Below are 20,051 nucleotides of genomic sequence, written 5' to 3'. Positions count from 1 at the left end.
GGGCCCAAACGGCCGTGGAGAACTCGCGATGACCGAGATGCGCACCGAGACCGATTCCTTCGGCCCGCTGGAGGTCCCGATGGACAAGCTCTGGGGCGCGCAGACCGCGCGTTCGCTCAAGAATTTCCGGATCAGCGGCGAGAGCATGCCCCCGCCGATGATCCGCGCGCTCGGGATCGTCAAGCACTGCGCGGCCAAGGCGAACATGGCGCTGGACAATATCGAGCCGAGGCTGGGCGAGGCGATCGCCGCGGCCGCCCTCGAGGTCGCCGAGAACAAGCTCGACGATCACTTCCCGCTGGTGGTCTGGCAGACCGGCTCGGGCACGCAGTCGAACATGAACGCCAACGAGGTGATCGCGAACCGGGCCATCCAGACGCTCGGCGGCGAGGTCGGTTCGAAGGACCCCGTCCACCCGAACGACCACGTCAATCGCGCGCAGTCGTCGAACGACACCTTCCCGACCGCGATGCACATCGCCGCGGCCGAGGAGATCGCCAACCGGCTGATCCCCGGCCTGCAGACGCTGCGCCACGCCCTCGACGAGAAGGCCAGGGCGTTCCGCGACATCATCAAGATCGGCCGCACCCATCTCATGGATGCCACGCCGCTCACGCTGGGCCAGGAGTTCTCCGGCTATGTGGCGATGCTCGACAACGCCATCCGGCGCGTCGAGGCGAGCCGGCCCGCGCTGCATCAGCTCGCCCAGGGCGGCACGGCGGTGGGCACCGGGCTCAACACGAAGGTCGGCTTCGACAAGCGTTTCGCCGAGGAGGTCGCCGAGTTCACGCACCTGCCTTTCGAGACCGCGCACAACAAGTTCGAGGCGCTGGCGACCAAGGACGCCCTCGTGGAGGCCCACGCCGCGCTCAATTCGGCGGCGGTGTCGCTGTACAAGATCGCCAACGACATCCGGCTGATGGGTTCGGGCCCGCGCTGCGGCATCGGCGAACTTGCCCTGCCCGCCAACGAGCCCGGCAGCTCGATCATGCCGGGCAAGGTCAATCCGACCCAGAACGAGGCGCTGACGATGGCCTGCACGCAGGTGATGGGCAACAACACGGCGGTGAGCTTCGCCGGGTCCCAGGGCCAGTTCGAGCTCAACGTCTTCAAGCCGGTGATCATCCACAACGTGCTGATGTCGATCAGGCTGATCGCCGACGCCTCGGTGAGCTTCGCGCAGAACTGCGTCGAGGGGATCGAGGCCGACGAGGCCCGGATCTCGGAGCTCCTCGAGCGCTCGCTCATGCTGGTGACCGCGCTGGCGCCGAAGATCGGCTACGACAACGCCACCACCGTGGCCAAGACCGCCCACGCCAACGGCACGACGCTGCGCGAGGAGGCGGTGAAGCTCGGCTTCGTCACCGAGGCCGAGTTCGACGAGGTGGTGCGTCCGGAGAAGATGATCGGGCCGTCGGCGTGACGCCCGCCGCGCTTCCTCCCTCCCCCTCGTGGCGAGGGTGGACCGGCCGTCAGGCCGGGCCGGGTGGGGGGCGAACGTAAGGCGTCTCTCGACTCTCACCCCACCCCGACCGCTTCGCGGTCGTCCCTCCCCATCAAGGGGAGGGAGGGGAGCCAGCCGCCGCCGATGCAGATTCGGACCCGCCCATGCTCGAAAAGCGCTCGCTGACGATCTCCGGCCACGCCACCTCGCTGGCGCTGGAGCCGGAGTTCTGGGCGGTGCTCGACGCGGCCGCCCGCGAGGACGGCCGGTCGCTGGCGAGCCTCGTGCGCATGATCGACGAGGCGCGCGTCGAGACCGACCCCGATCAGCCGCTGTCGAGCGCGGCGCGGGTCTGGGCGCTGAGGCGCGTTCAGGCCGCGCGGCCTTGACCCTCGGCGGCGGAGGCCGTTGAACGGGTCCATGAGCGAAACGACGGGCGAGTCGGGGGAGCAGGCGCCGAAGGGCCTCGGCGCGCAATTGATCCGTCTGCAGGCGTGGGTTCGCCGCGGCTTCAGCGAAGGCCGCTCGCCGGCGCTGTGGCTGATGGCGCTGGTCGTCGGCGTGATCGCCGGCTACGGCGCGCTCGGACTGAGGCTCGCCATCCAGACCGTCCAGCTCGGCGCCTTCGGCGCGTTCTCGGAGAACCTCGCCAGCCGCGCCGCCGAGCTGGACGCGCTTCACATCATCGCGGCGACCTTTCTGGCCGGAGTCGCCGTGTCGGCCCTGCTCTTTCTCGGCGAGCGGATGAAATGGCTGCCCGAGACCCACCCCCTCGTCGTCGCCGACGTCATCGAGGCCCGGGCGGTCCGGGCCGGCAAGATGAACACCGCCCCCGGCCTGCTCTCGGCTGCGATCGCAGCGGTCTCGCTCGGCGGCGGGCTGTCGGCGGGACGCGAGGGTCCGGCGGTGCATCTGGGCGCGACCCTGGCGGCGGTGTTCACGAAGCTGCTGGGCCTGCCGGCGCGGGCGGCGCGCATCATGCTCGCCTGCGGCGCGGCGGCGGCGGTCTCGGCGAGCTTCAACGCCCCCGTCGCCGGCGCCCTGTTCGCCTTCGAGGTCATACTGGGCCATTACGCGCTCAGGTCCATCGCCCCGGTCGCCGCGGCGAGCGTCACCGGCGCAGTGCTTGCGCGCATCCATTTCGGCGCCACGCCCGCCTTCCCCGTGCCGACGATCGAGCCGGCCTCGATCGCCGACTTCCTCGCCGTGGTGCCGCTGGGCCTGGCCGCGGCCGGCGTGGCCATTCCCTTCATCCTGGCGGCCAACGCCGCGCCGCGCCTGGTCGCCGAGCAGGCGAAGAAGATCCACTGGCCTCTCTGGGCGCTGCCCCCGGTGGGCGGGGTCATCGTCGGGCTGATCGGCGCCTTCGTGCCGGAGGTCCTCGGCGTCGGCTACGAGGCCACCGCCAATGCGCTCGCCGGCGCCTACGGGATCGGCCTGCTGGTCGCGCTGATCGCGGTGAAGCTGGTCGCCACGGTGATCACGCTCGGCTTCCGCTTCGGCGGCGGGGTGTTCTCGCCCTCGCTCTATCTCGGCGCCATGGTCGGCGGGCTGTTCGGCGCGATCGTCGCCCAGACGCTAGGCGAGCAGGCCTCCTCGAGCGCCTTCTTCGCCGTCGTCGGCATGGGCGCGGTCTCCGGCGCGGTGCTCGGCGCGCCGCTGTCGACGACGCTGATCGTGTTCGAGCTGACGGCGAGCTACGAGGCCTCGATCGCGCTGCTGGTCGCCGTCTCGCTCGCGACGGTCATCACCACCAGCGTCACCAAGGGCTCCTTCTTCCACAAGCAGGTCGAGCGCCACGGCTACGATCTCACCGAAGGCAATGCGCGCGTCATCCTGCAGACGATCCGCGCCCGCGACATCATGAGCCCGCTCGACGCCTCCGACATCACCGGCGAGATGGACGAGCCCGCGCTCTACGAGGACGACTATCTCGGCCGGGTGATGGGCTTCCTCTCCGCGGAGAAGCTCGACGGCGCGCCGGTCCGCGCGCGCTCCGGCGACCAGCCGATCACGGGCTATATCTCCAAGGCCGACGCGCATGCGGCCTACGCCGACGCGCTGGCGCGCGCCCACGCCGAGGAGCATCGATGACTTGACGCGTTGCGCAACGCGCAATAATCTTGGTGCATGATCCGGAGCTGGGCGTGCAAGCTCACGAAGGCGTTCTACGAGACCGGCCGGACGCCCAAGGGATGCGGATGGGCCGGGACGCAAGACGTCGCGGCGCGCAAGCCGGCCTCGTCGCGCGCCTTCAGCGACCCGGCTCGACGATCTTCGCTCGCCGCCGGGAAACCGGCTCGAGGCGCTGAAGGGCGATCGCGCGGGCCAGCACGCGATCCGGATCAACGCGCAGTGGCGGGTCTGCTTCGAATGGACGGACGCCGGCCCGGAGCGCGTCGAGATAACGGACTATCACTAGGGAGGCCCGCCATGACCCGCATCCCCGCCGAGGACGGCGTCGTCGGCATCGTCGTCCATCCCGGCGCCTATCTTCGCGACGAGTTCATCGCACCGCTCGGCCTGTCCAACCGGGCGGTCGCCGACGCGCTCGGAATCAGCCCGTCCAACCTGTCGCGCTTCATCGCGGGCAAGCAGTCCGTCTCCACCGAACTCGCAGTCCGGCTCGGCAAGGCGTTCGGAACCTCGGCGCAGTTCTGGCTGAACCTGCAGCAGACCCATGACATCGCGGCGCTGCGCCGGGGGCGCTGGGCCGAAATCGAGGCGGAGGTGAAGGTCGTCGCAGCCTGACGCCTGGCTCAGTGCTGGCTCAGCGCGGTGCGGATCAGCCGTCGCCCGCGCGTGAAATAGAGCATGAGCACGACGCCGGCGAAGGCGAGGATCCAGAGGTCCTCGACCTGCGCGGCCGGCAGGGCGAGCCGGTCATGCGCCGACAGGTGCGCCCAGGCCGCCAGGCCCGCGAACAGCGCGCCGAACCCGAAATGCGATCCCCAGGCGCTCCAGCGCGATCCCGCCAGCACGTGCCAGACGACGTTGAGCCCGTGCCAGGTCGCGGCGAAGCCGGCCAGCCATGACAGCGCCGGCCACTCCACCGCGAAGCGTTCGATTCCCGCCGCCCCGCCGACGGCGAGCACGGCGAACATCGCACCCAGCGCGCCGAGGCCGGCGAGATCGACGAGAAACAGGACGATGATCTTGCTCGGGCTGCGATCGCCGGCCGCCCAGGCCGTGTCGGCGGGCTCGCAGGCGAGATCGGCGGTGTAGGCGATCAGGTGATAGGACGCGAACAGGATGGTCACGACCAGCAGCGCCCAGCGCTGCCAAAAGTCCGGCTCCGCCCACAGCCCGGCGTCCATCAGCCCGCTGCGGACATAGTTCGACAGCACCGTGATCAGCCCGATCGCGACCACGACCTGGGTCATGTCGGAAATGATCTTCGCGCAGTATTTCTGGTAGAACATCGCCCGCCCTCCCCTCGGCGCGATCAGGACCTTAGCCGCCCCCCGGCGTACAGGAAACACGCCGCGCTCGCCGCGGCGGCCAGCGCCACGATGCCGGCGACCGCGCGATACTCGCCCGGCGCGCTCACGAGCCCGGCGATCGCGGGACCCGCCGCCAGCCCCACGCCCTGGAAGCCCGGCACGAGCGGGAGCAGGCCGCGCGCGTCGAGATCCTGGCCGAGCTGGGCGATCTGGTGGGGCACGGAGATGTTCCAAGCGATCATCAGCACGACGCCCGCGGCGAGATAGAGCGCCGGTCCCCCCGCCAGCACGGCCGCCGGTCCGGCCAGCCCCAGCGCCAGGCAGGTCAGGCCGAGCGAGCGCCGCGCCGCGCCGGGCCCCATCACCCAGGCCGTGCCGGCGAGCCCGCTTCCCATCATGATCGACAGCAAGAGCCCGCCCGTCGCCGGCGACAAGCCGAGCGCGCCGGCCTTTTGCTGGAGAAAGGCCCACAGCGCCGACACGCCGATATGGAAAAGCCCCATGCCCGTGAGCGCGGCCCAGCCGCGCAGCCCCGCCCCGCCGTTTCGCGGCGCGGCGGGCGGTGCGGCGAGCGGGCCCCTGAAGGGCTGGCCGAATGCGGCCAGCACGCCGAACGCGCTCAGGGCCGCCAGCCCGCCCATCACGCCGACGAAGCCCGCGCGCGCCTCGACGAAGCCGAACCCGGCGAGCGCCGCGGCGCCGAACGCCATCTGGGCGGCCATGAAGATCGCATAGACCCGGCTCGCCCGCGCCGTCGCGCCGAGCACCGAGATCGCCGCGATCAGCAGCGGCCCCTCCCCCAGCGCGCCGGCGGCGAAGCGCAACGCGATGAGCTGGCCGGTCGTGGCGACGAACGGCGTCAGCGCGTTGGCGAGCGCGAGGAGAAGCGCGCCGGCGATCGCCGTCGGCGCCGGGGCCAGCCGCGGCGCCAGGCGGTATCCGGCGACTGACGCCAGCGTGATGCCGGCCAGCTCGGCGGCGGCGAAGCCGCCGAGCGCGGCGTTGGAGAGGTCGAGCGCGCGGCCCGCCGAGTCGAGAATGACCGGCAGCAGCAGCTCGACCGAGCGGCCGAGCACGCCGATCACGATCGCGCTGGCGATCAGGATCAGCCCGCCGCGCGCGACCGCGCGCCGGGCCGTCTCCGGCTGTTCGGGTCCTGCTGAACTCACGTCGGGCTGGCGTCCCCTCGCTCGGTCTGGCGATCACGCAGACCTAGCACCGGGGGCGGCGCGGGTCACATGGCGCCGAGGCGCCCTTCGCCCCTGCCCTTCGCGGGAGCGCGTGCTAGTTTCGTTCCTCTTCGAATCGAGCCGCCGCGAGCCCCCTCGACCCATGACCACGCCTTCCATCTCTGAACAGGCGCGCGCGCGGCCGCCGCAGGCGGCGCCGTCCTATCTCGACGGCCTCAATCCCGAGCAGCGCAAGGCCGTCGAGGCCACGGAGGGCCCGGTGCTGGTGCTCGCCGGGGCGGGCACGGGCAAGACGCGCGTGCTGACGACGCGGCTGGCCCACATCCTGGCGACCGGCAAGGCGCGGCCGTGGGAGATCCTGGCGGTCACCTTCACCAACAAGGCCGCCCGCGAGATGAAGGAACGCGTGGGCTCGATCATCGGCGAGGCCGTCGAGGGCCTGCCCTGGCTGGGCACCTTCCACTCGATCGCCGCCCAGATCCTGCGCCGCCACGCCGAACTCGCGGATCTCAAGTCGAGCTTCACCATCCTCGACACCGACGACCAGCAGCGCCTGATCAAGCAGATCCTCCAGGCGGAAAACATCGACGACAAGCGCTGGACGCCGCGCTATTTCGCCTCCCTGCTCGACGGCTGGAAGAACCGGGGGCTGACGCCCGACCGCATTCCCGAGGAGGACAAGTGGAAGTTCGCCGACGGCAAGGCCGGCGATCTCTACAAGCTCTACCAGCAGCGCCTGCAGGTGCTGAACGCCTGCGATTTCGGCGACCTGCTGCTGCACAACCTGACGATCTTCCAGAACAACCCGGACATCCTCGCGGAGTATCACCGCAAGTTCCGCTATCTCCTCGTCGACGAGTACCAGGACACCAATGTCGCCCAGTATCTCTGGCTGCGGCTCCTGGCCCAGGGCTCGGGCAATCTGTGCTGCGTGGGCGACGACGACCAGTCGATCTATGGCTGGCGCGGCGCGGAAGTCGACAACATCCTGCGCTTCGAGACCGATTTTCCCGGCGCGACGGTGATCCGGCTCGAGCGCAATTACCGCTCGACGAGCAACATTCTCGGCGCGGCCTCGGGGCTGATCGCGGCCAATCGCGCCCGGCTCGGCAAGACGCTGTGGACCGAGGACGAGGACGGCGGCGACAAGGTCCGCGTCTCCGGGCTGTGGGACGGCGAGGCCGAGGCCCGCTTCGTCGCCGACGAGATCGAGGCCCATGTCCGCAAGGGCGGCGCGCATTCCGACATCGCGGTGCTGGTGCGCGCCTCCTGGCAGATGCGCGCCTTCGAGGACCGCTTCATCATGCTGGGCCTGCCCTACAAGGTGATCGGGGGCCCGCGCTTCTTCGAGCGCGCCGAGATCCGCGACGCCCACGCCTATCTCAGACTCGTGCGCAGCCCCGACGACGACCTCGCCTTCGAGCGCATCGTCAACACGCCCAAGCGCGGGATCGGGGATACGAGCGTGCAGAAAATCGCCGCGGCGGCGCGCGCTGCGGGCGTCACCATGAGCGAAGCCGCGCAGCTGATGGTTCAGACCGACGAGATCCGCGGCAAGGCGCGCACCGGGCTCCAGGCCTTCCTGCGCGATCTCGACCGCTGGCGCGAGCAGGCCGCGACCATGCGCCATGACGAGCTCGCCGAGATCATCCTCGACGAGAGCGGCTACACCGCGATGTGGCGCGAGGACAAGAGCCCGCAGGCCGCCGGCAAGCTCGACAACCTGAAGGAGCTCGTCCGCTCGATGGGCGAGTTCGACACGCTGGAGAGCTATCTCGAGCATGTCGCGCTGGTCACCGATCTCGACCGCGCCGGCGACGGCGACGAGGTCTCGCTGATGACGCTCCACGCCGCCAAGGGGCTGGAGTTCCCCCTCGTCTTCCTGCCCGGCTGGGAGGAGACGGTGTTTCCCTCGCAGCGTTCGCTCGACGAGGGCGGGACGGCGAGCCTCGAGGAGGAGCGCCGGCTGGCCTATGTCGGCATCACCCGGGCGCGCGAGCGCGCGGTGATCTCCTTCACCGCCAACCGCATGATCTTCGGGCGCTGGCAGTCGGTCATCCCCTCGCGCTTCATCGACGAGCTGCCCGCGGAACATGTCGAGGCGCAGTCCGAGACCGGCTATTACGACGCCGGGCCGGGCTTCGAGGGCGTGAGCGAAGCCGCCGACCCCTTCCGCTCGACATATGACAGCCCGGGCTGGAAGCGCTTCCAGGCGTCGAAGGCCGCCGGGCGCCGGCGCGATCCCGGCGTCATCGAGGGCCAGGCCACCATCGTCGCCGCCGAGTCCGAGACCGGCAAATGGAAGCCCGGCGACCGCGTCTTCCACCAGAAATTCGGCTACGGCACGGTCAGGGCCGCCGACGGCGCCAAGCTCACCGTCGCCTTCGACAAGGCCGGGACCAAGAAGGTGGTCGAGAGTTTCGTGGGGGAATGTCCGTAGGGAGCCCCCGCCTCTCGGTCCTTGGGCCCTGACCCAAGGACCCAGCTTGCAGCCGTGATCTGGGCCCTTGGATCAAGTCCAAGGGCCGAAACGATGGAAACCCGCCCACAATCCGCACCTCCGCCCACCGACGCGAAGCGGGATGCGTTCGGCGCGCGGGCGGGCTATGACGGCGCGCCCGCACACAGGAGTTCCCCATGGCGATGACCGCGCTCTGGCGCCTCGAGGCGCTCGGCCCGATGGACGCGCTCAAGGCCGCGAACGACCGGCTCGACGCGATGGACGAACCGCCGGCGCTGGCCTGGTCGCTGTTCGAGCAGGGCGAGCCCGCGCGCGGCCGGCTCGACGTGCTGTTCGCCGCCCAGCCGAAGATCGACGCCTTCCTCGCCGACATCGGGCTCGACCGCGACGCGGTCGATGTCAGCTTCGGCCCGCTGCCCGAGGAGGACTGGGTGCGGCTCTCGCTTCAGGGCCTGGCGCCGGTCGAGGCCGGCCGCTTCGTCGTCCACGGCGCGCATGACGCAGACAAGGTTCCCGCCGAGAAGACCGGCATCCTGATCGAGGCCGGCCCGGCCTTCGGCACCGGCCATCACGGCACCACCAAGGGCTGCCTGATCGCCGTGGACCGGCTCGCGGCCAAGGACTTCGCCCCGCACAGCGTGCTCGATCTCGGCTGCGGCACCGGCGCGCTCGCCATCGCCGCGGCGAAGCTGTGGCCCGAAGCGGTGATCGCGGCCTCCGACATCGACAGCGAAGCGGTGCTGGAGACGCGCTCCAACGCCGAGAAGAACGGCGTGGCGGGTCATCTCGACGTGTTCGAGGCCGACGGCTTCGAGAGCCCGAAGCTGGAACACGCCCGCTTCGACCTCATCCTGGCCAACATCCTCGCCGGACCGCTGGAGCGGCTGGCCAGGCAGCTCGCCGAGCGCCTCAAGCCCGGCGGGCGCGCGATCCTGTCGGGCCTGCTCGACGAACAGGCCGAGCGCGTCGCGACCGCCTACGCGAAGGCGGGCCTGAAGGTCGCCGGCCGCGAGAGCTTCGACGGCTGGACGACGCTGGTGCTGGCAGAGGGGTGAGCGGCGGGCCCTTTCCCCTCACCCCGACCCTCTCTCCTCCCCTGGAGGCGGTGAACGCGAGCGTAGCGTACGGCGCGGAGTGAACTGAATTCCCGGACGCGCCTCCGGCGCGATCCGGGACCTCTCTGCAAAGAGGCGCGCGGAGGCCCCGGCTCTCCCTCCGGTCGGCCGGGGTTTCAACGGCGTACGCCCTCCTTGCACGCGCGCGAGGGAGAAAACGCGGCGCGCCGCAAAATCACAACTTCTCATGCCATCAAGGCCCTCATCCCCGGATCTAGTCCGGGGCAGGCTCTGAGGGCCCCGATCCCCGTCCTTCGAGACGGCCGCTTCGCGGCCTCCTCAGGATGAGGGGATCGGGGCGTCTCGAAGGACGAGGGCCGTCCGTTCGAGAGGGAGGGAGGGCGCTTCAAGCCTCTCGGTCCTTGGGCCCCGACCCAAGGACCTGATTCCTCAGCTCTCCCTCTGGTCTCGGCCCTTGGACTTGATCCAAGGGCCCAGCATCGAGCGCGCGGCGAACGTTTTCTGGGTCCTTGGGTCGGGGCCCAAGGACCGAGAGGGCTGTGATCTACGCCTTGACTCTCTCCCGTATATCGGGATATCTGGATATATGGAAAACGAAGACGCCCTCTCCGCCCTGTCCGCGCTGGCCCACGAAGCCCGGCTCGACATCTTCCGCCTGCTGGTGCGCGCCGGCCATGACGGCCTGCCCGCCGGCGAAGTCGCCGAGCGGCTCGACGCGCGGCAGAACACGACCTCGACCAATCTGGCCATTCTCGCCCGCGCCGGCCTGGTGGCCTCGCGGCGCGAGGGCCGAAGCGTGATCTACGCAGCCGACTTCGACGCCATGCGCGGCCTGGTCGGCTTTCTCATGAAGGATTGCTGCGCCGGCGCGCCCGAACGCGTCGACCCGCTGCTGTCCGCCATCCAGCCCTGTGAAGGAGAAGACTCATGTCCCGTTTCCACCTCGCCCTGACGGTCGACGATCTCGATCGCTCGATCGCCTTCTACAACCGCCTGCTCGGCGCCGAGCCGACGCGCGTGGAGTCCGACTACGCCAAGTGGATGATCGACGATCCGCGGATCAATCTCTCGATCTCGACGCGCGGCTCCAGGCGCGGCGTCGACCATGTCGGCCTGCAGGCCGAGGACGAGGCCGAGTTCGCCGGCCTGCGCGAACGGCTGGCCGAGGCCGACGCGCCGAAACTCGACCAGGAGAACACGACCTGCTGCTACGCGCGCTCGACCAAGACGTGGGTGCATGATCCCGACGGCGTGGCGTGGGAGACCTTCCACACTCACGGCGACGCGACCGAGTACGGCGACGGAACGCTCGATGCGGCCCGGCTGGCCGAAAACGAGGCCTGCTGCGTCCCGCAGCAGGCGGGTTAGCGCCGGCGCACCCGGCCGGCCAGGCCGATCCGTTCCAGGAAGCTGTCGATGTCGGTGTTGCGGGCCTGGTCCCGCACGCCGGCGTCGCGGCGACGCCGCATCGGCCGCGCCGCGTCGAGGCCCATCAGGCGGATATGATCGTCGGCGTGAAACATCTTCGCCTCCCGGCTCGTTGAACAGTCTGGAGATGGCCGCAGCGGCGACGTCGCGGAACGCCCGTCGACGCAAGCCGGTCATGCGCTGAGCGCATGGCCCGCCCCTGGGACGCGACGCCGCGTTCCGCGGACTCCGGCGCGGCGGTACTCTTCCCCATCCGGCCCGGGACGGCCGGGACGACCCAACGGTCGGGAGGCCCCGGCCTCCCGCGCCGGTTCGCACGGGAGGCGAGTACATGCCCGACACCAATGTCAGCGTCCTCGACGAGTCCATCCACAAGACCAACGCTTGGCTCGACGAGATCGAGAAGACGCTCGGCGCGCAGACGCGCCAGGCCGCCTTCGTCGCGCTGAGAAGCGTGCTTCATGCGTTGCGCGATCGCCTGACGGTCGACGAGGCCGCGCACCTGTCCGCCCAGCTGCCCATGTTCGTGCGCGGCGTGTTCTACGACGGCTATCGGCCCGCGAAGATGCCCTTCCCGATCTACGAGAAGAAGGCGTTCCTCGCCCATGTCGGCGAGGGGTTCGGCGGCGCGGGCAATCTCGGCTTCTCGCCCGAGCAGGCGACGAAGGCGGTGTTCGCCGCGCTGAACGCGCATGTCAGCCCCGGCGAGATCGAGGACGTGCGCATGATGCTCAACACCGAGATCCGCGAGCTCTGGCCGGAGCCGGCGTGAGACGAGCGCACGTGCGCGATTGAAAGCCCGCGCGGGCGGGACTAGCGTCGCGCCATGACGCAGCCCATTCAGAATTTCGACGTGAAGGGCGGCCCGGCCGAAGGTCGGGCCCACCTTCCCGCGCTCCGCGAGGCGCTGGCCGACGCCGGCCTCGACGGTTTCCTCATCCCCCACGAGGACGAGTACAACAACGAATACCTGCCCCCGAACGCCGAGCGGCTGGCCTGGGCGACGGGCTTCACCGGCTCGGCCGGCGCGGCGATCGTGATGAAAGACCGCGCCGCGGTCTTCGTCGACGGCCGCTACACCGAGCAGGTCAAGGCCCAGGTCGACCCCGAGCTGTTCGAGATCGCCGATCTCGTCGGCGAGGGCGTGGCGGGCTGGATCCGCGCCAACGCCCGCGAGGGCGAGCGCATCGGTTACGATCCGCGGGTGCATTCGCCCGACGCCGTCGAACGGCTCGAGAACGCCGCCGACGCCGCCGGCGCCGTGCTCGTCCCTGTCGGACGCAATCTCGTCGACGTCGCCTGGACCGACCGGCCGCCCGCGCCGGCCGCGCCCGTCGCCCCGCATCCGATCGAGCTGGCCGGCGAGGATCACGCCGCCAAGCGGGCGCGCATCGGCGAATCGGTGAAGGAGGACGGCGCCGACGCCGCGGTGATCACCGATCCCGCCTCCATCGCCTGGCTGTTCAACCTGCGCGGCGGCGACGTGTCCTGCACGCCGCTGCCCCTGTCCTCGGCGATCCTCGAGCCCGACGGCCGGGCCACGCTGTTCATCAACGAAGCCAAGCTCACCGACGAGGCGCGCGCCCATCTCGGCAACGAGATCGCGATCCGCCCCGAGACCGAGTTCGCCGACGGGCTCAAGTCCTGGTCGGGCAAGACCGTGCGCGTCGACGGATCGACCGCTTCGCAATGGGTGTTCGACCGGCTTTCGGAGGGCGGCGCGACGATCCGGCGCAAGCCCGATCCCGTCGCCGTTCCGAAGGCGTGCAAGAACGAAACCGAGATCGAGGGCGCGCGTCAGGCCCATGTCCGCGACGGCGCCGCCCTCGTGCGTTTCCTGCACTGGCTCGACACGGAGGCCCAGTCGGGAAATGTCGACGAGATCGAGGCCGCGCTGAAGCTCGAGCAGCTCCGCCGCGCCGCGCCCGAGCTGAGGGACATCTCCTTCGAGACGATCTCGGCGGCCGGACCCGACGGCGCGTTTCCGCACTACCGGGTCAACACCGACACCGTGCGCAAGCTCGCGCGCGGCTCGCTCTATCTCGTGGATTCCGGCGGCCAGTACCCCGACGGCACGACCGACGTCACGCGGACCGTGCCGATCGGCGAGCCGACGGCGGAGATGCGCCGGCATTTCACGCTCGTGCTCAAGGGCCATATCGCACTCGCCGTGATCCGCTTTCCCGAAGGCGTCACCGGCGCCCAGCTCGACGCCATCGCGCGCCAGCCGCTGTGGAACGCCGGGCTCGACTACGACCACGGCACCGGCCACGGCGTGGGCAGCTATCTCGGCGTCCACGAGGGCCCGCAGCGCATCGCCAAGACGCCCAACGCCACCGCGCTGCAGCCCGGCATGATCGTGTCCAACGAGCCCGGCTATTACCGCGTCGGCGCCTACGGCATCCGCATCGAGAACCTGCAGGTCGTCACCCCGCCCGCCGCGATCGAGGACGGCGATCGCGACATGCTGGGCTTCGAGACGCTCACCATGGCGCCGCTCCACCGCGCGCTCGTCGATCCGTCGCTCCTGACCGACCATGAAGTCGCCTGGGTCGACGCCTATCACGAGATGGTGCGCGAACGCGTCGGACCGCGCGTCGACGGCGAGGCCGCCGACTGGCTCGACGCCGCCTGCGCCCCGCTCAAGAAAGGCTGACCATGACGACCCTCGTTCGATACGCCGCTGCGGCGGTCGCCGGACTGGCGATGCTCGCGCTCGCCGGCTGCCTGGTTTCGGAGAAGCCGCTGATCGGGCCGGATCGGGCCGTGTTCCCGCTCGAGGAGGGCGTCTGGGCGCGCTACGAGACCGAGGACGGGGTCGCCGAGCTGGAATGGCGCGGACCGGTGCGCGTCGTCGACGGGGTCTACACGTCCGGGGAGGACGACTTCTCCTACGAGGGCGCGCGCTTCGCCGAGATGCGCGAGGGCGTGTTCATCGCCCAGCATCCCCCGGAGCCCGGCGACCAGGACGCCGGCTGGATGTATTCGCTGCTCTACGCCCTGCCCGACGGGCATTTCGGCTACGACATCCCGATCTGCGAGGAGATCCCCGCCGCCGAGCGCGAGCGGATCGGCGTCGCGCTGAACGACGACGATCTCTGCGTCATCGAGGATTACGAGACGCTGGTCGCCGCAGCCGAGGCCTTCGAGGCCGCCATGCGCGAGGAGCGCGGCGGCTTCGTCACGCCGGGCTATCTGGCGCTCGAGGAGGCGCTTTGAGCGCACGCGCCTTGCGCACGGGGCTCGCCTGCCTGGCGGCGGGCGCGCTCTCGGCGTGCTTCTACTCGGAAGACGAGCTGATCGGATTCTGGGGCGCCGATCGCGGGATCGAGCCCGGCGTCTACACCCACACGCCCTACGACACCGAGGGCGAGGAGTGGAGCCGGCCCACCTGGGAGGGCCCCATCACCTATGACGGCCGGCGCTATGTCTCCGAAACGGCGAACTTCCCCCATCAGGACACGAGGCTGAAAGAACTCGGCGACGGGCTCTACATCGCCCAGAGCCCGCGCGAGGACGGCGTCGTCTACGGCGTTGTCTTCACCTATCCCGGCATGGCGACCTATCACCAGCCCGATTGCGCGGCGCTGTCCGAGGCCGCGCGGGCGGACGCCGGGGTGACGCTCGACCGGGAAGGCTATTGCCGGGTCGACGATCTCGACGCGCTCGAGGCCGCGATGCGCGCCTATCTCGCCCATCTCGACGGCGACGTGCGCATCGACGGCATCTATCGACGGGTCCCGGAATGAAAAGGCCCCGCCGGTCCGGCGGGGCCTGATCGCGTCGCGATCGCGAGCGCGAGGCTCAAAGTCCCGGCAGCTTGCTGCGCACGCTGCGCCGGCGGATGATCTCCACCTCGCCGCCCCCGGTCACTTGCCGCACGCGCTCGAGCGCCTCCTCGGCGGACAGCCCGTCCGGCTCGGCGGCGTCGGGCGTGTAGGTGTCGTCGCGCCAGAACAGGATCCGGTCGGCGAAGCCCTGGTTCTTGCGCACGACGGCGGCGGTCTCGCCGTCGATCAGCGCGCGGACATTCGGATTGGCGTCCGCGGCGCCGGCGCGCGCGGCGAACAGCACCTCGGCGTCGGTGGCGCTCGACGCCTCGAGATCGCCGAACAGGGCGCGGCGCGCCTGCTGGTCGGGATAGACGTCCTCGGGCCGCAGCTCGCCGGGCTGCGGCGGGCGCAGATTGTATTCCGGCGGAACGGTCAGCGGCGCGATCGTCACGACGCGGAACTCGTCCGGGGTGGTCTTGTCCGCGCCCAGCGCCTCGCGGACGCCCGAGCTGCACGCGCTCGCGCCGAACAGCGCGATCGCGGCGGTGAGAATGAGAGTGCGGCTGCGCATCGGCGAGGCTCGCTCCTGCAGGATCATGGTTGCTCGGTGTTTAGCAGAGATCGCGCCGGATTGACCAGCGCCGCGGTCACGTCCGCGCGTCCTCGCCGCCGATCAGCAGATCGAGCAGCAGCGCCGCCACGCCCGTCGTGATCGCGGCGTCGGCGACATTGAACACATACGGGAAATAGAGCCCGGAGAAATCCAGGAAGTCCGCCACGGCGCCGTGAATCACCCGGTCCACGACATTGCCCAGCGCGCCGCCGATGATGAGACCGAAGGCGAGCGTCTGCAGCCAGCGCTCGGCGCGCAGGAGCCAGGCCGCGAGCAGGCCGGCGATCGTCAGCGAGAGGGCCACGAGGATCACCCGCTGCCAATCGCTGTCGGCGGCGAACAGGCCGAAGCTCACCCCGCGATTCCAGACCATGGTCAGGTTGAACCACGGGTCGAGGACGTAGACGCGGCCGCCCCGCATGCCGTCGAGATCGAGCACGCGCAGGATCCAGAACTTGGAGACCTGGTCGAGGACGAACACCGTCGCCGCCAGCACGAACCCCGTGACCGCGAAGACCGCGCTCGACCGCTCCCCGGACATGCTCACCCCGCTTGCCGCCCCTGGCGGGCATCGAACCACGCCACGGCCGCGGCGTCACGCGGGCTGAGATCGGGATGGCGCGGATCGGCGCCGACCTCCGGGCTGATCTTCCAGGACCGCGCGCACTTGCGCCCTTCGGCGCGGGCGAACACGACGCCCACGTCCTCGACGTCCTCCAGCCGGAAGGCGTCCGCCGGCGCGGCCTCGTCGATCAGCGCGGCCTGGCTGGTGATCGAGATCTCGGCGAGGAAGTCGTCGACCGCGCCCGGCGCTTCGGCCTCGAGCGCCTCGCGATAGGCCGGGTCGGCGGCGTAGACCTTCGGCGCGGCCTCGAGGCTCGAACCGATCTCCTTGGCGCGGCGCTTCTCCTCCAGCGCCCCGGTGACCGCCCGGCGCAGGCGGCGGATCGTCGCCCAGCGCGCGGCGCGGTCGTGATCGAGCCAGCCCTCCGGCGTCTCCGGGAACGTCCTGAGATGCACGGAGCCGTCCTCGCTCGGGAAGCGCTCCAGCCACGCCTCCTCCATGGTGAACACCAGGATCGGCGACAGCCACACGGTCAGCCGGTCGAACACCTCGGACATGACCGTGCGGGCGGCGCGCCGGCGCGGCTCGACGGGCGTGTCGCAGTAGAGGCTGTCCTTGCGCACATCGAGATAGAAGGCCGAGAGATCGTTGACGCAGAAATTGAACAGCGCCGACCAGGCCCGCTTGAAGTCGTAGGCCGCGTAGGCCTCGCGCACCGTCGCGTCGAGTTCGGCCAGCCGGTGCAGGACCCAGCGCTCGAGCGCGGGCATCTCGGCGACGGGCAGGCGCTCCTCGTCGGTGAAGCCTTCGAGCGCGCCGAGCAGGTAACGCATCGTGTTGCGCAGCTTGCGATAGGCGTCGACGGCGGTCTGCAGGATCGCCTCGCCGATCCTCAGATCGCCGGTGTAGTCGGCGCTCGCCGCCCACAGGCGCAGGATGTCGGCGCCGTACTTGTTGGCGACCTCCTCGGGCGCGAGCACGTTGCCGAGCGACTTGGACATCTTCATGCCCTTCTCGTCGACGATGAAGCCGTGCGTGAGCACGCCCTCGTAGGGCGCGCGCCCGCGCGTGCCGCAGGACTCCAGCAGCGAGGACTGGAACCAGCCGCGATGCTGGTCAGAGCCCTCGAGATAGAGGCTCGCCGGCCACTCGCCCTCCCTCAGCGCGAAGGCGTGGGTGGAGCCGGAATCGAACCAGACGTCGAGGATGTCGGTGACCGGCTCCCAGACGGCGGGATCGTGATCGGGACCGAGGAACTCGGCCGGGTCGCTGTCGAACCAGGCGTCGGCGCCGCGGGCCTCGACGGCCTCGACGATGCGCGCATTGACCGCCGGATCCTTGAGGATCTCGCCGGTGTCGGCGTGGACGAACATGGTCAGCGGGACGCCCCAGGCGCGCTGGCGCGAGATCAGCCAGTCCGGCCGTCCCTCGACCATAGAGCGGATGCGGTTCTCGGCGGATTTCGGCGTCCACGTGGTGTCTTCGATCGCCTTGAGCGCGCGCCCGCGCAGCGTCGTTCCGTCATCCATCTCGCGATCGAGCGCGATGAACCACTGGTCGGTGTTGCGGAAGATGACCGGCGCCTTCGACCGCCAGGAATGCGGATAGGAGTGCTCGAGCCGGCCGCGCGCGAGCAGCTTGCCCTCCTCGATCAGCTTGTCGACGACGGCCTTGTTGGCCGGGCCGTCCTTGCCGGCCTTCTTGCCCTCGGTGCGGATGATCTCGAGCCCGGCGAAGAAGGGAATGTGTTCGAGGAAGGCGCCGTCCGGCCCGACGGTGTGCGGGATCGCCTCGCCCTCGCCGTGCCTGTCCTTGTTGGCCATCCAGACCTGGTAGTCCTCCGCGCCGTGGCTCGGCGCGGTGTGGACGAAGCCCGTGCCCTGCTCGTCGGTGACGTGGTCGCCCTCGAGCAGCGGGACGCGATAGTCCCAGTAGGCGTCGGCCTTGGCCAGCGGATGCGAGCACACCAGCCCGTCGGGATCGACGTCGCCCAGCCGCTCGGCGTTGGCGATGAACGCCGCCTGCGCGACGTCGTCCCACAGCGAGTCCGCCACGACGAGCTTGTCGCCCGGTCGCGCCCAGGGCGTGAATTCCTCCGGCGAATCGACGGCCTTCACCTCGTAGACGCCATAGGTGATGGCCTCGGAATAGGCGATCGCCTTGTTGCCCGGGATCGTCCAGGGCGTGGTCGTCCAGATCACCACGTCGGCGCCGGCGAGATCGGCGCTGACGCCCGAGCCGTCCTGCTTCACCCCGCGCACGGGGAAGCGCGCCCAGATCGTGGTCGAGACCTTGTCGTGATACTCGACCTCGGCCTCGGCGAGCGCAGTCTTCTCCACCGGCGACCACATCACCGGCGAGGAGCCGCGATAGACCAGGCCGAGATCGACGAATTTCAGGAACTCCCGGACGATCGCGGCCTCGGCGTCGAACGCCATGGTCGTGTAGGGATCGTCCCACTCGCCGGCCACGCCGAGCCGCTTGAACTCGGTCCGCTGGACGTCGATCCACTCGGCGGCGTAGTCGCGGCAGGCCTTGCGGAACTCGGCCTTGGGCACGTCGTCCTTGCGCCGTCCCTTGGCGCGGTAGGCCTGCTCGACCTTCCACTCGATCGGCAGGCCGTGGCAGTCCCAGCCCGGCCGGTAGGGCGCGTCATGGCCCATCACGCGCCGGCTGCGCACGACGAGATCCTTGAGGATCTTGTTCATGCCGGTGCCGAGATGGATGTGTCCGTTGGCGTAGGGCGGCCCGTCATGGAGCACGAAGCGCTCGCGGCCGGCCGCGGCCTCGCGCATCTTCGCGTAGAGATCCAGCCGCTCCCAGCGCTCGAGCCATTCCGGCTCGCGCTTGGGCAGGCCCGCCCGCATGGGAAAATCGGTCTTCGGAAGGAAGAGCGTGTCCTTGTAGTCGCGCCCGGCGGTTTCGGCGCGGGTGTCGCTCGCATCAGTCATGGCGGCGTGTCCGTCTGATCAGGGATTGGTCAAGGCGTCGCGAATGCACTCTCCCGGCGCCACGGAGCTGTGCTCAGCCGCGGGCCGGGCCGGTAATTCGGCGCGCAATGATGATCCGACGCGAGGTCATGTTCGTCATCTATCAGGGCTCGCGCGGACGGTCCAGTCACCGGCCGAGCCGCGCGCGCGCCTGCTCGCTGTCGGCGGCGATCTGGCGCTTCAGCGCGTCGAGCCCATCGAATTTCGTCTCGGGGCGGATGAAATGCTCGATCGCGACCTCGAGCGTGGACCCGTAGAGATCGCCCTCGAAATCGAACAGGTGAACCTCCAGGCGCTCGTCCTCGCCGTCGACCGTCGGGCGCCGCCCGATATTGGCCACGCCGGGGACCGGCGCGTCCCGGCCGGGAACGGTCGCGCGCACGGCGTAGACGCCGAAGCGCGGCCGGACATAGTCGCCCAGGCCGATATTGGCCGTGGGAAAGCCCAGCGTGCGGCCGCGCTCGTCGCCGCGCGCCACCACGCCCTCGATGCGCCAGGCCCCGCCGAGCAGGCGCGCGGCGGTCTCCGGCTCGCCGCGGCCGAGCGCCTCGCGGATCGCCGTCGAGGAGATCTTGGTCCCGTCGGCGTCGTCGACCTCGGGGGCGGCGCGCGCGGTGAAGCCGTGGCGTTCGCCGAGCGTGGCCAGCATGGCCGCGTCGCCGGCGCGGTCCTTGCCGAAGCGGAAATCCCCGCCGGTCACGACGCCGTCGAGGCCGAGCCCGCCGGCCAGCACGTCGCGGGCGAACGCCTCCGGGCTCATCGCCGCGAGCTCCGGACCGAACGGGATGACGTGGATGCGCGCCGCGCCGGCGGCGGCCAGCGCGCGGGCGCGCTGGGCGTCGCTCATCAGCCGGAACGGCGCGATGTCGGGCCTGAAATAGCGGCGCGGATGCGGCTTGAACACGGCGGCGACGGCGACCGTCCCGCGCTCGGCGGCGAGCGCGGCGGCGGCGTCGAGCACGGCGCGGTGACCGCGATGGACGCCGTCGAAATTGCCCAGCGCGGCGACGCCGCCGCGGGCGGCGGCGGGCAGGTCGGCGTAACCCTCGATGATCTCGCTCAAGGCGT

Annotated in this window: 19 protein-coding genes and 1 pseudogene; 13 read left to right on the top strand and 7 right to left on the bottom strand. The window is 70.5% G+C overall.

Annotation, left to right across the window (positions count from 1 at the left end):
- Positions 1-28: 28 nt before the first annotated feature.
- The 5 genes and pseudogenes from fumC (at position 29) to DDZ18_RS09570 (ending at position 4,195) form a co-directional block, all read left to right on the top strand.
- Entirely contained in the window at positions 29-1,423 is a 1,395-nt protein-coding gene (gene fumC / locus DDZ18_RS09590; RefSeq protein ID WP_109253176.1) for a class II fumarate hydratase, read from the top strand.
- A 185-nt stretch (positions 1,424-1,608) separates the two neighbouring features.
- Positions 1,609-1,833 carry a ribbon-helix-helix domain-containing protein gene (locus DDZ18_RS09585; RefSeq protein WP_109253175.1) on the top strand — a complete coding sequence of 75 codons (225 nt, stop codon included), beginning with the start codon at positions 1,609-1,611 and terminating at the stop codon, positions 1,831-1,833.
- A gap of 31 nt (positions 1,834-1,864) precedes the next feature.
- Positions 1,865-3,538, top strand: a complete 1,674-nt coding sequence (locus tag DDZ18_RS09580; RefSeq protein ID WP_109253174.1) for a chloride channel protein — start codon at positions 1,865-1,867, stop codon at positions 3,536-3,538.
- Between the two features lie 36 nt (positions 3,539-3,574).
- Positions 3,575-3,866, top strand: a pseudogene (locus tag DDZ18_RS14300) (type II toxin-antitoxin system RelE/ParE family toxin).
- Between the two features lie 11 nt (positions 3,867-3,877).
- Complete coding sequence (locus DDZ18_RS09570; RefSeq protein WP_158272123.1) at positions 3,878-4,195, top strand: HigA family addiction module antitoxin; 318 nt, start codon at positions 3,878-3,880, stop codon at positions 4,193-4,195.
- 8 nt (positions 4,196-4,203) lie between these two features.
- On the opposite strand, the gene DDZ18_RS09565 is transcribed toward DDZ18_RS09570, so the two are convergent.
- Positions 4,204-4,866 (bottom strand): hypothetical protein, encoded by a 663-nt coding sequence (locus DDZ18_RS09565; RefSeq protein ID WP_109253172.1) that lies wholly within the window; start codon positions 4,864-4,866, stop codon positions 4,204-4,206.
- Positions 4,867-4,889: 23 nt separating this feature from the next.
- On the bottom strand, positions 4,890-6,056 hold the full coding sequence (locus DDZ18_RS09560; RefSeq protein WP_109253171.1) for a hypothetical protein: 1,167 nt from the start codon (positions 6,054-6,056) through the stop codon (positions 4,890-4,892).
- A 163-nt stretch (positions 6,057-6,219) separates the two neighbouring features.
- On the opposite strand from DDZ18_RS09560, the gene DDZ18_RS09555 reads away from it, so the two are divergent.
- The 4 genes from DDZ18_RS09555 to DDZ18_RS09540 all read left to right on the top strand — a co-directional run bounded on the left by DDZ18_RS09555 (position 6,220) and on the right by DDZ18_RS09540 (position 10,982).
- Positions 6,220-8,517: an ATP-dependent helicase gene (locus tag DDZ18_RS09555; RefSeq protein WP_109253170.1), complete on the top strand. Its 2,298-nt coding sequence runs from the start codon at positions 6,220-6,222 to the stop codon at positions 8,515-8,517.
- A gap of 197 nt (positions 8,518-8,714) precedes the next feature.
- Entirely contained in the window at positions 8,715-9,593 is an 879-nt protein-coding gene (locus DDZ18_RS09550) for a 50S ribosomal protein L11 methyltransferase (protein WP_233245793.1), read from the top strand.
- Positions 9,594-10,200: 607 nt separating this feature from the next.
- The gene (locus DDZ18_RS09545; RefSeq protein ID WP_109253169.1) at positions 10,201-10,566 is read left to right on the top strand and encodes an ArsR/SmtB family transcription factor; all 366 of its coding nucleotides are present in this window, start codon (positions 10,201-10,203) and stop codon (positions 10,564-10,566) included.
- Positions 10,542-10,982: an ArsI/CadI family heavy metal resistance metalloenzyme gene (locus tag DDZ18_RS09540; RefSeq protein WP_109253168.1), complete on the top strand. Its 441-nt coding sequence runs from the start codon at positions 10,542-10,544 to the stop codon at positions 10,980-10,982. Before DDZ18_RS09545 ends, DDZ18_RS09540 begins: the two co-directional genes overlap by 25 nt.
- Here DDZ18_RS09540 and DDZ18_RS13900 read toward each other — a convergent pair.
- Positions 10,979-11,137: a hypothetical protein gene (locus tag DDZ18_RS13900; protein WP_158272122.1), complete on the bottom strand. Its 159-nt coding sequence runs from the start codon at positions 11,135-11,137 to the stop codon at positions 10,979-10,981. The two genes, DDZ18_RS09540 and DDZ18_RS13900, sit on opposite strands and share 4 nt — an antisense overlap.
- 236 nt (positions 11,138-11,373) lie before the next feature.
- Between DDZ18_RS13900 and DDZ18_RS09535 the strand changes: the two genes are divergently transcribed.
- Genes DDZ18_RS09535 through DDZ18_RS09520 form a run of 4 tightly spaced genes read left to right on the top strand, consistent with a single transcriptional unit; the run spans position 11,374 to position 14,791 of the window.
- A complete protein-coding gene (locus DDZ18_RS09535) occupies positions 11,374-11,814 on the top strand; it encodes a DUF2267 domain-containing protein (RefSeq protein ID WP_109253167.1) in 441 nt (146 codons plus the stop codon).
- A 54-nt stretch (positions 11,815-11,868) separates the two neighbouring features.
- A complete protein-coding gene (locus tag DDZ18_RS09530) occupies positions 11,869-13,698 on the top strand; it encodes an aminopeptidase P family protein (RefSeq protein ID WP_109253166.1) in 1,830 nt (609 codons plus the stop codon).
- Positions 13,699-13,700: 2 nt separating this feature from the next.
- Positions 13,701-14,261: a hypothetical protein gene (locus tag DDZ18_RS09525; RefSeq protein WP_109253165.1), complete on the top strand. Its 561-nt coding sequence runs from the start codon at positions 13,701-13,703 to the stop codon at positions 14,259-14,261.
- A complete protein-coding gene (locus DDZ18_RS09520; RefSeq protein WP_146190652.1) occupies positions 14,258-14,791 on the top strand; it encodes a hypothetical protein in 534 nt (177 codons plus the stop codon). Before DDZ18_RS09525 ends, DDZ18_RS09520 begins: the two co-directional genes overlap by 4 nt.
- A gap of 55 nt (positions 14,792-14,846) precedes the next feature.
- Here DDZ18_RS09520 and DDZ18_RS09515 read toward each other — a convergent pair whose 3' ends face one another.
- The 4 genes from DDZ18_RS09515 to DDZ18_RS09500 all read right to left on the bottom strand — a co-directional run bounded on the left by DDZ18_RS09515 (position 14,847) and on the right by DDZ18_RS09500 (position 20,046).
- Positions 14,847-15,386, bottom strand: a complete 540-nt coding sequence (locus DDZ18_RS09515) for a DUF3035 domain-containing protein (protein ID WP_109253375.1) — start codon at positions 15,384-15,386, stop codon at positions 14,847-14,849.
- A 76-nt stretch (positions 15,387-15,462) separates the two neighbouring features.
- Positions 15,463-15,969: a signal peptidase II gene (gene lspA / locus DDZ18_RS09510; RefSeq protein ID WP_109253163.1), complete on the bottom strand. Its 507-nt coding sequence runs from the start codon at positions 15,967-15,969 to the stop codon at positions 15,463-15,465.
- A gap of 2 nt (positions 15,970-15,971) precedes the next feature.
- Positions 15,972-18,944 carry an isoleucine--tRNA ligase gene (gene ileS / locus DDZ18_RS09505; protein WP_109253162.1) on the bottom strand — a complete coding sequence of 991 codons (2,973 nt, stop codon included), beginning with the start codon at positions 18,942-18,944 and terminating at the stop codon, positions 15,972-15,974.
- Between the two features lie 166 nt (positions 18,945-19,110).
- Positions 19,111-20,046 (bottom strand): bifunctional riboflavin kinase/FAD synthetase, encoded by a 936-nt coding sequence (locus tag DDZ18_RS09500; RefSeq protein ID WP_109253161.1) that lies wholly within the window; start codon positions 20,044-20,046, stop codon positions 19,111-19,113.
- Positions 20,047-20,051 lie beyond the last annotated feature (5 nt).

It is taken from the genome of Marinicauda salina, from assembly GCF_003122085.1.
Lineage (GTDB): Bacteria > Pseudomonadota > Alphaproteobacteria > Caulobacterales > Maricaulaceae > Maricicauda_A > Maricicauda_A salina.
This window is presented reverse-complemented; position numbering and strand designations above follow the sequence as displayed.

Bases quoted from the DNA above. Each gene is read 5' to 3' on its own strand.
- DDZ18_RS09565 (WP_109253172.1), bottom strand. From the start codon at position 4,866: ATGTTCTACCAGAAATACTGCGCGAAGATCATTTCCGACATGACCCAG.
- DDZ18_RS09540 (WP_109253168.1), top strand. From the start codon at position 10,542: ATGTCCCGTTTCCACCTCGCCCTGACGGTCGACGATCTCGATCGCTCG.
- DDZ18_RS09555 (WP_109253170.1), top strand. From the start codon at position 6,220: ATGACCACGCCTTCCATCTCTGAACAGGCGCGCGCGCGGCCGCCGCAG.
- lspA (WP_109253163.1), bottom strand. From the start codon at position 15,969: ATGTCCGGGGAGCGGTCGAGCGCGGTCTTCGCGGTCACGGGGTTCGTG.
- ileS (WP_109253162.1), bottom strand. From the start codon at position 18,944: ATGACTGATGCGAGCGACACCCGCGCCGAAACCGCCGGGCGCGACTAC.
- DDZ18_RS09515 (WP_109253375.1), bottom strand. From the start codon at position 15,386: ATGCGCAGCCGCACTCTCATTCTCACCGCCGCGATCGCGCTGTTCGGC.
- DDZ18_RS09585 (WP_109253175.1), top strand. From the start codon at position 1,609: ATGCTCGAAAAGCGCTCGCTGACGATCTCCGGCCACGCCACCTCGCTG.
- DDZ18_RS09525 (WP_109253165.1), top strand. From the start codon at position 13,701: ATGACGACCCTCGTTCGATACGCCGCTGCGGCGGTCGCCGGACTGGCG.
- fumC (WP_109253176.1), top strand. From the start codon at position 29: ATGACCGAGATGCGCACCGAGACCGATTCCTTCGGCCCGCTGGAGGTC.
- DDZ18_RS09570 (WP_158272123.1), top strand. From the start codon at position 3,878: ATGACCCGCATCCCCGCCGAGGACGGCGTCGTCGGCATCGTCGTCCAT.
- DDZ18_RS09530 (WP_109253166.1), top strand. From the start codon at position 11,869: ATGACGCAGCCCATTCAGAATTTCGACGTGAAGGGCGGCCCGGCCGAA.
- DDZ18_RS09545 (WP_109253169.1), top strand. From the start codon at position 10,201: ATGGAAAACGAAGACGCCCTCTCCGCCCTGTCCGCGCTGGCCCACGAA.
- DDZ18_RS09550 (WP_233245793.1), top strand. From the start codon at position 8,715: ATGGCGATGACCGCGCTCTGGCGCCTCGAGGCGCTCGGCCCGATGGAC.
- DDZ18_RS09535 (WP_109253167.1), top strand. From the start codon at position 11,374: ATGCCCGACACCAATGTCAGCGTCCTCGACGAGTCCATCCACAAGACC.
- DDZ18_RS09580 (WP_109253174.1), top strand. From the start codon at position 1,865: ATGAGCGAAACGACGGGCGAGTCGGGGGAGCAGGCGCCGAAGGGCCTC.
- DDZ18_RS13900 (WP_158272122.1), bottom strand. From the start codon at position 11,137: ATGTTTCACGCCGACGATCATATCCGCCTGATGGGCCTCGACGCGGCG.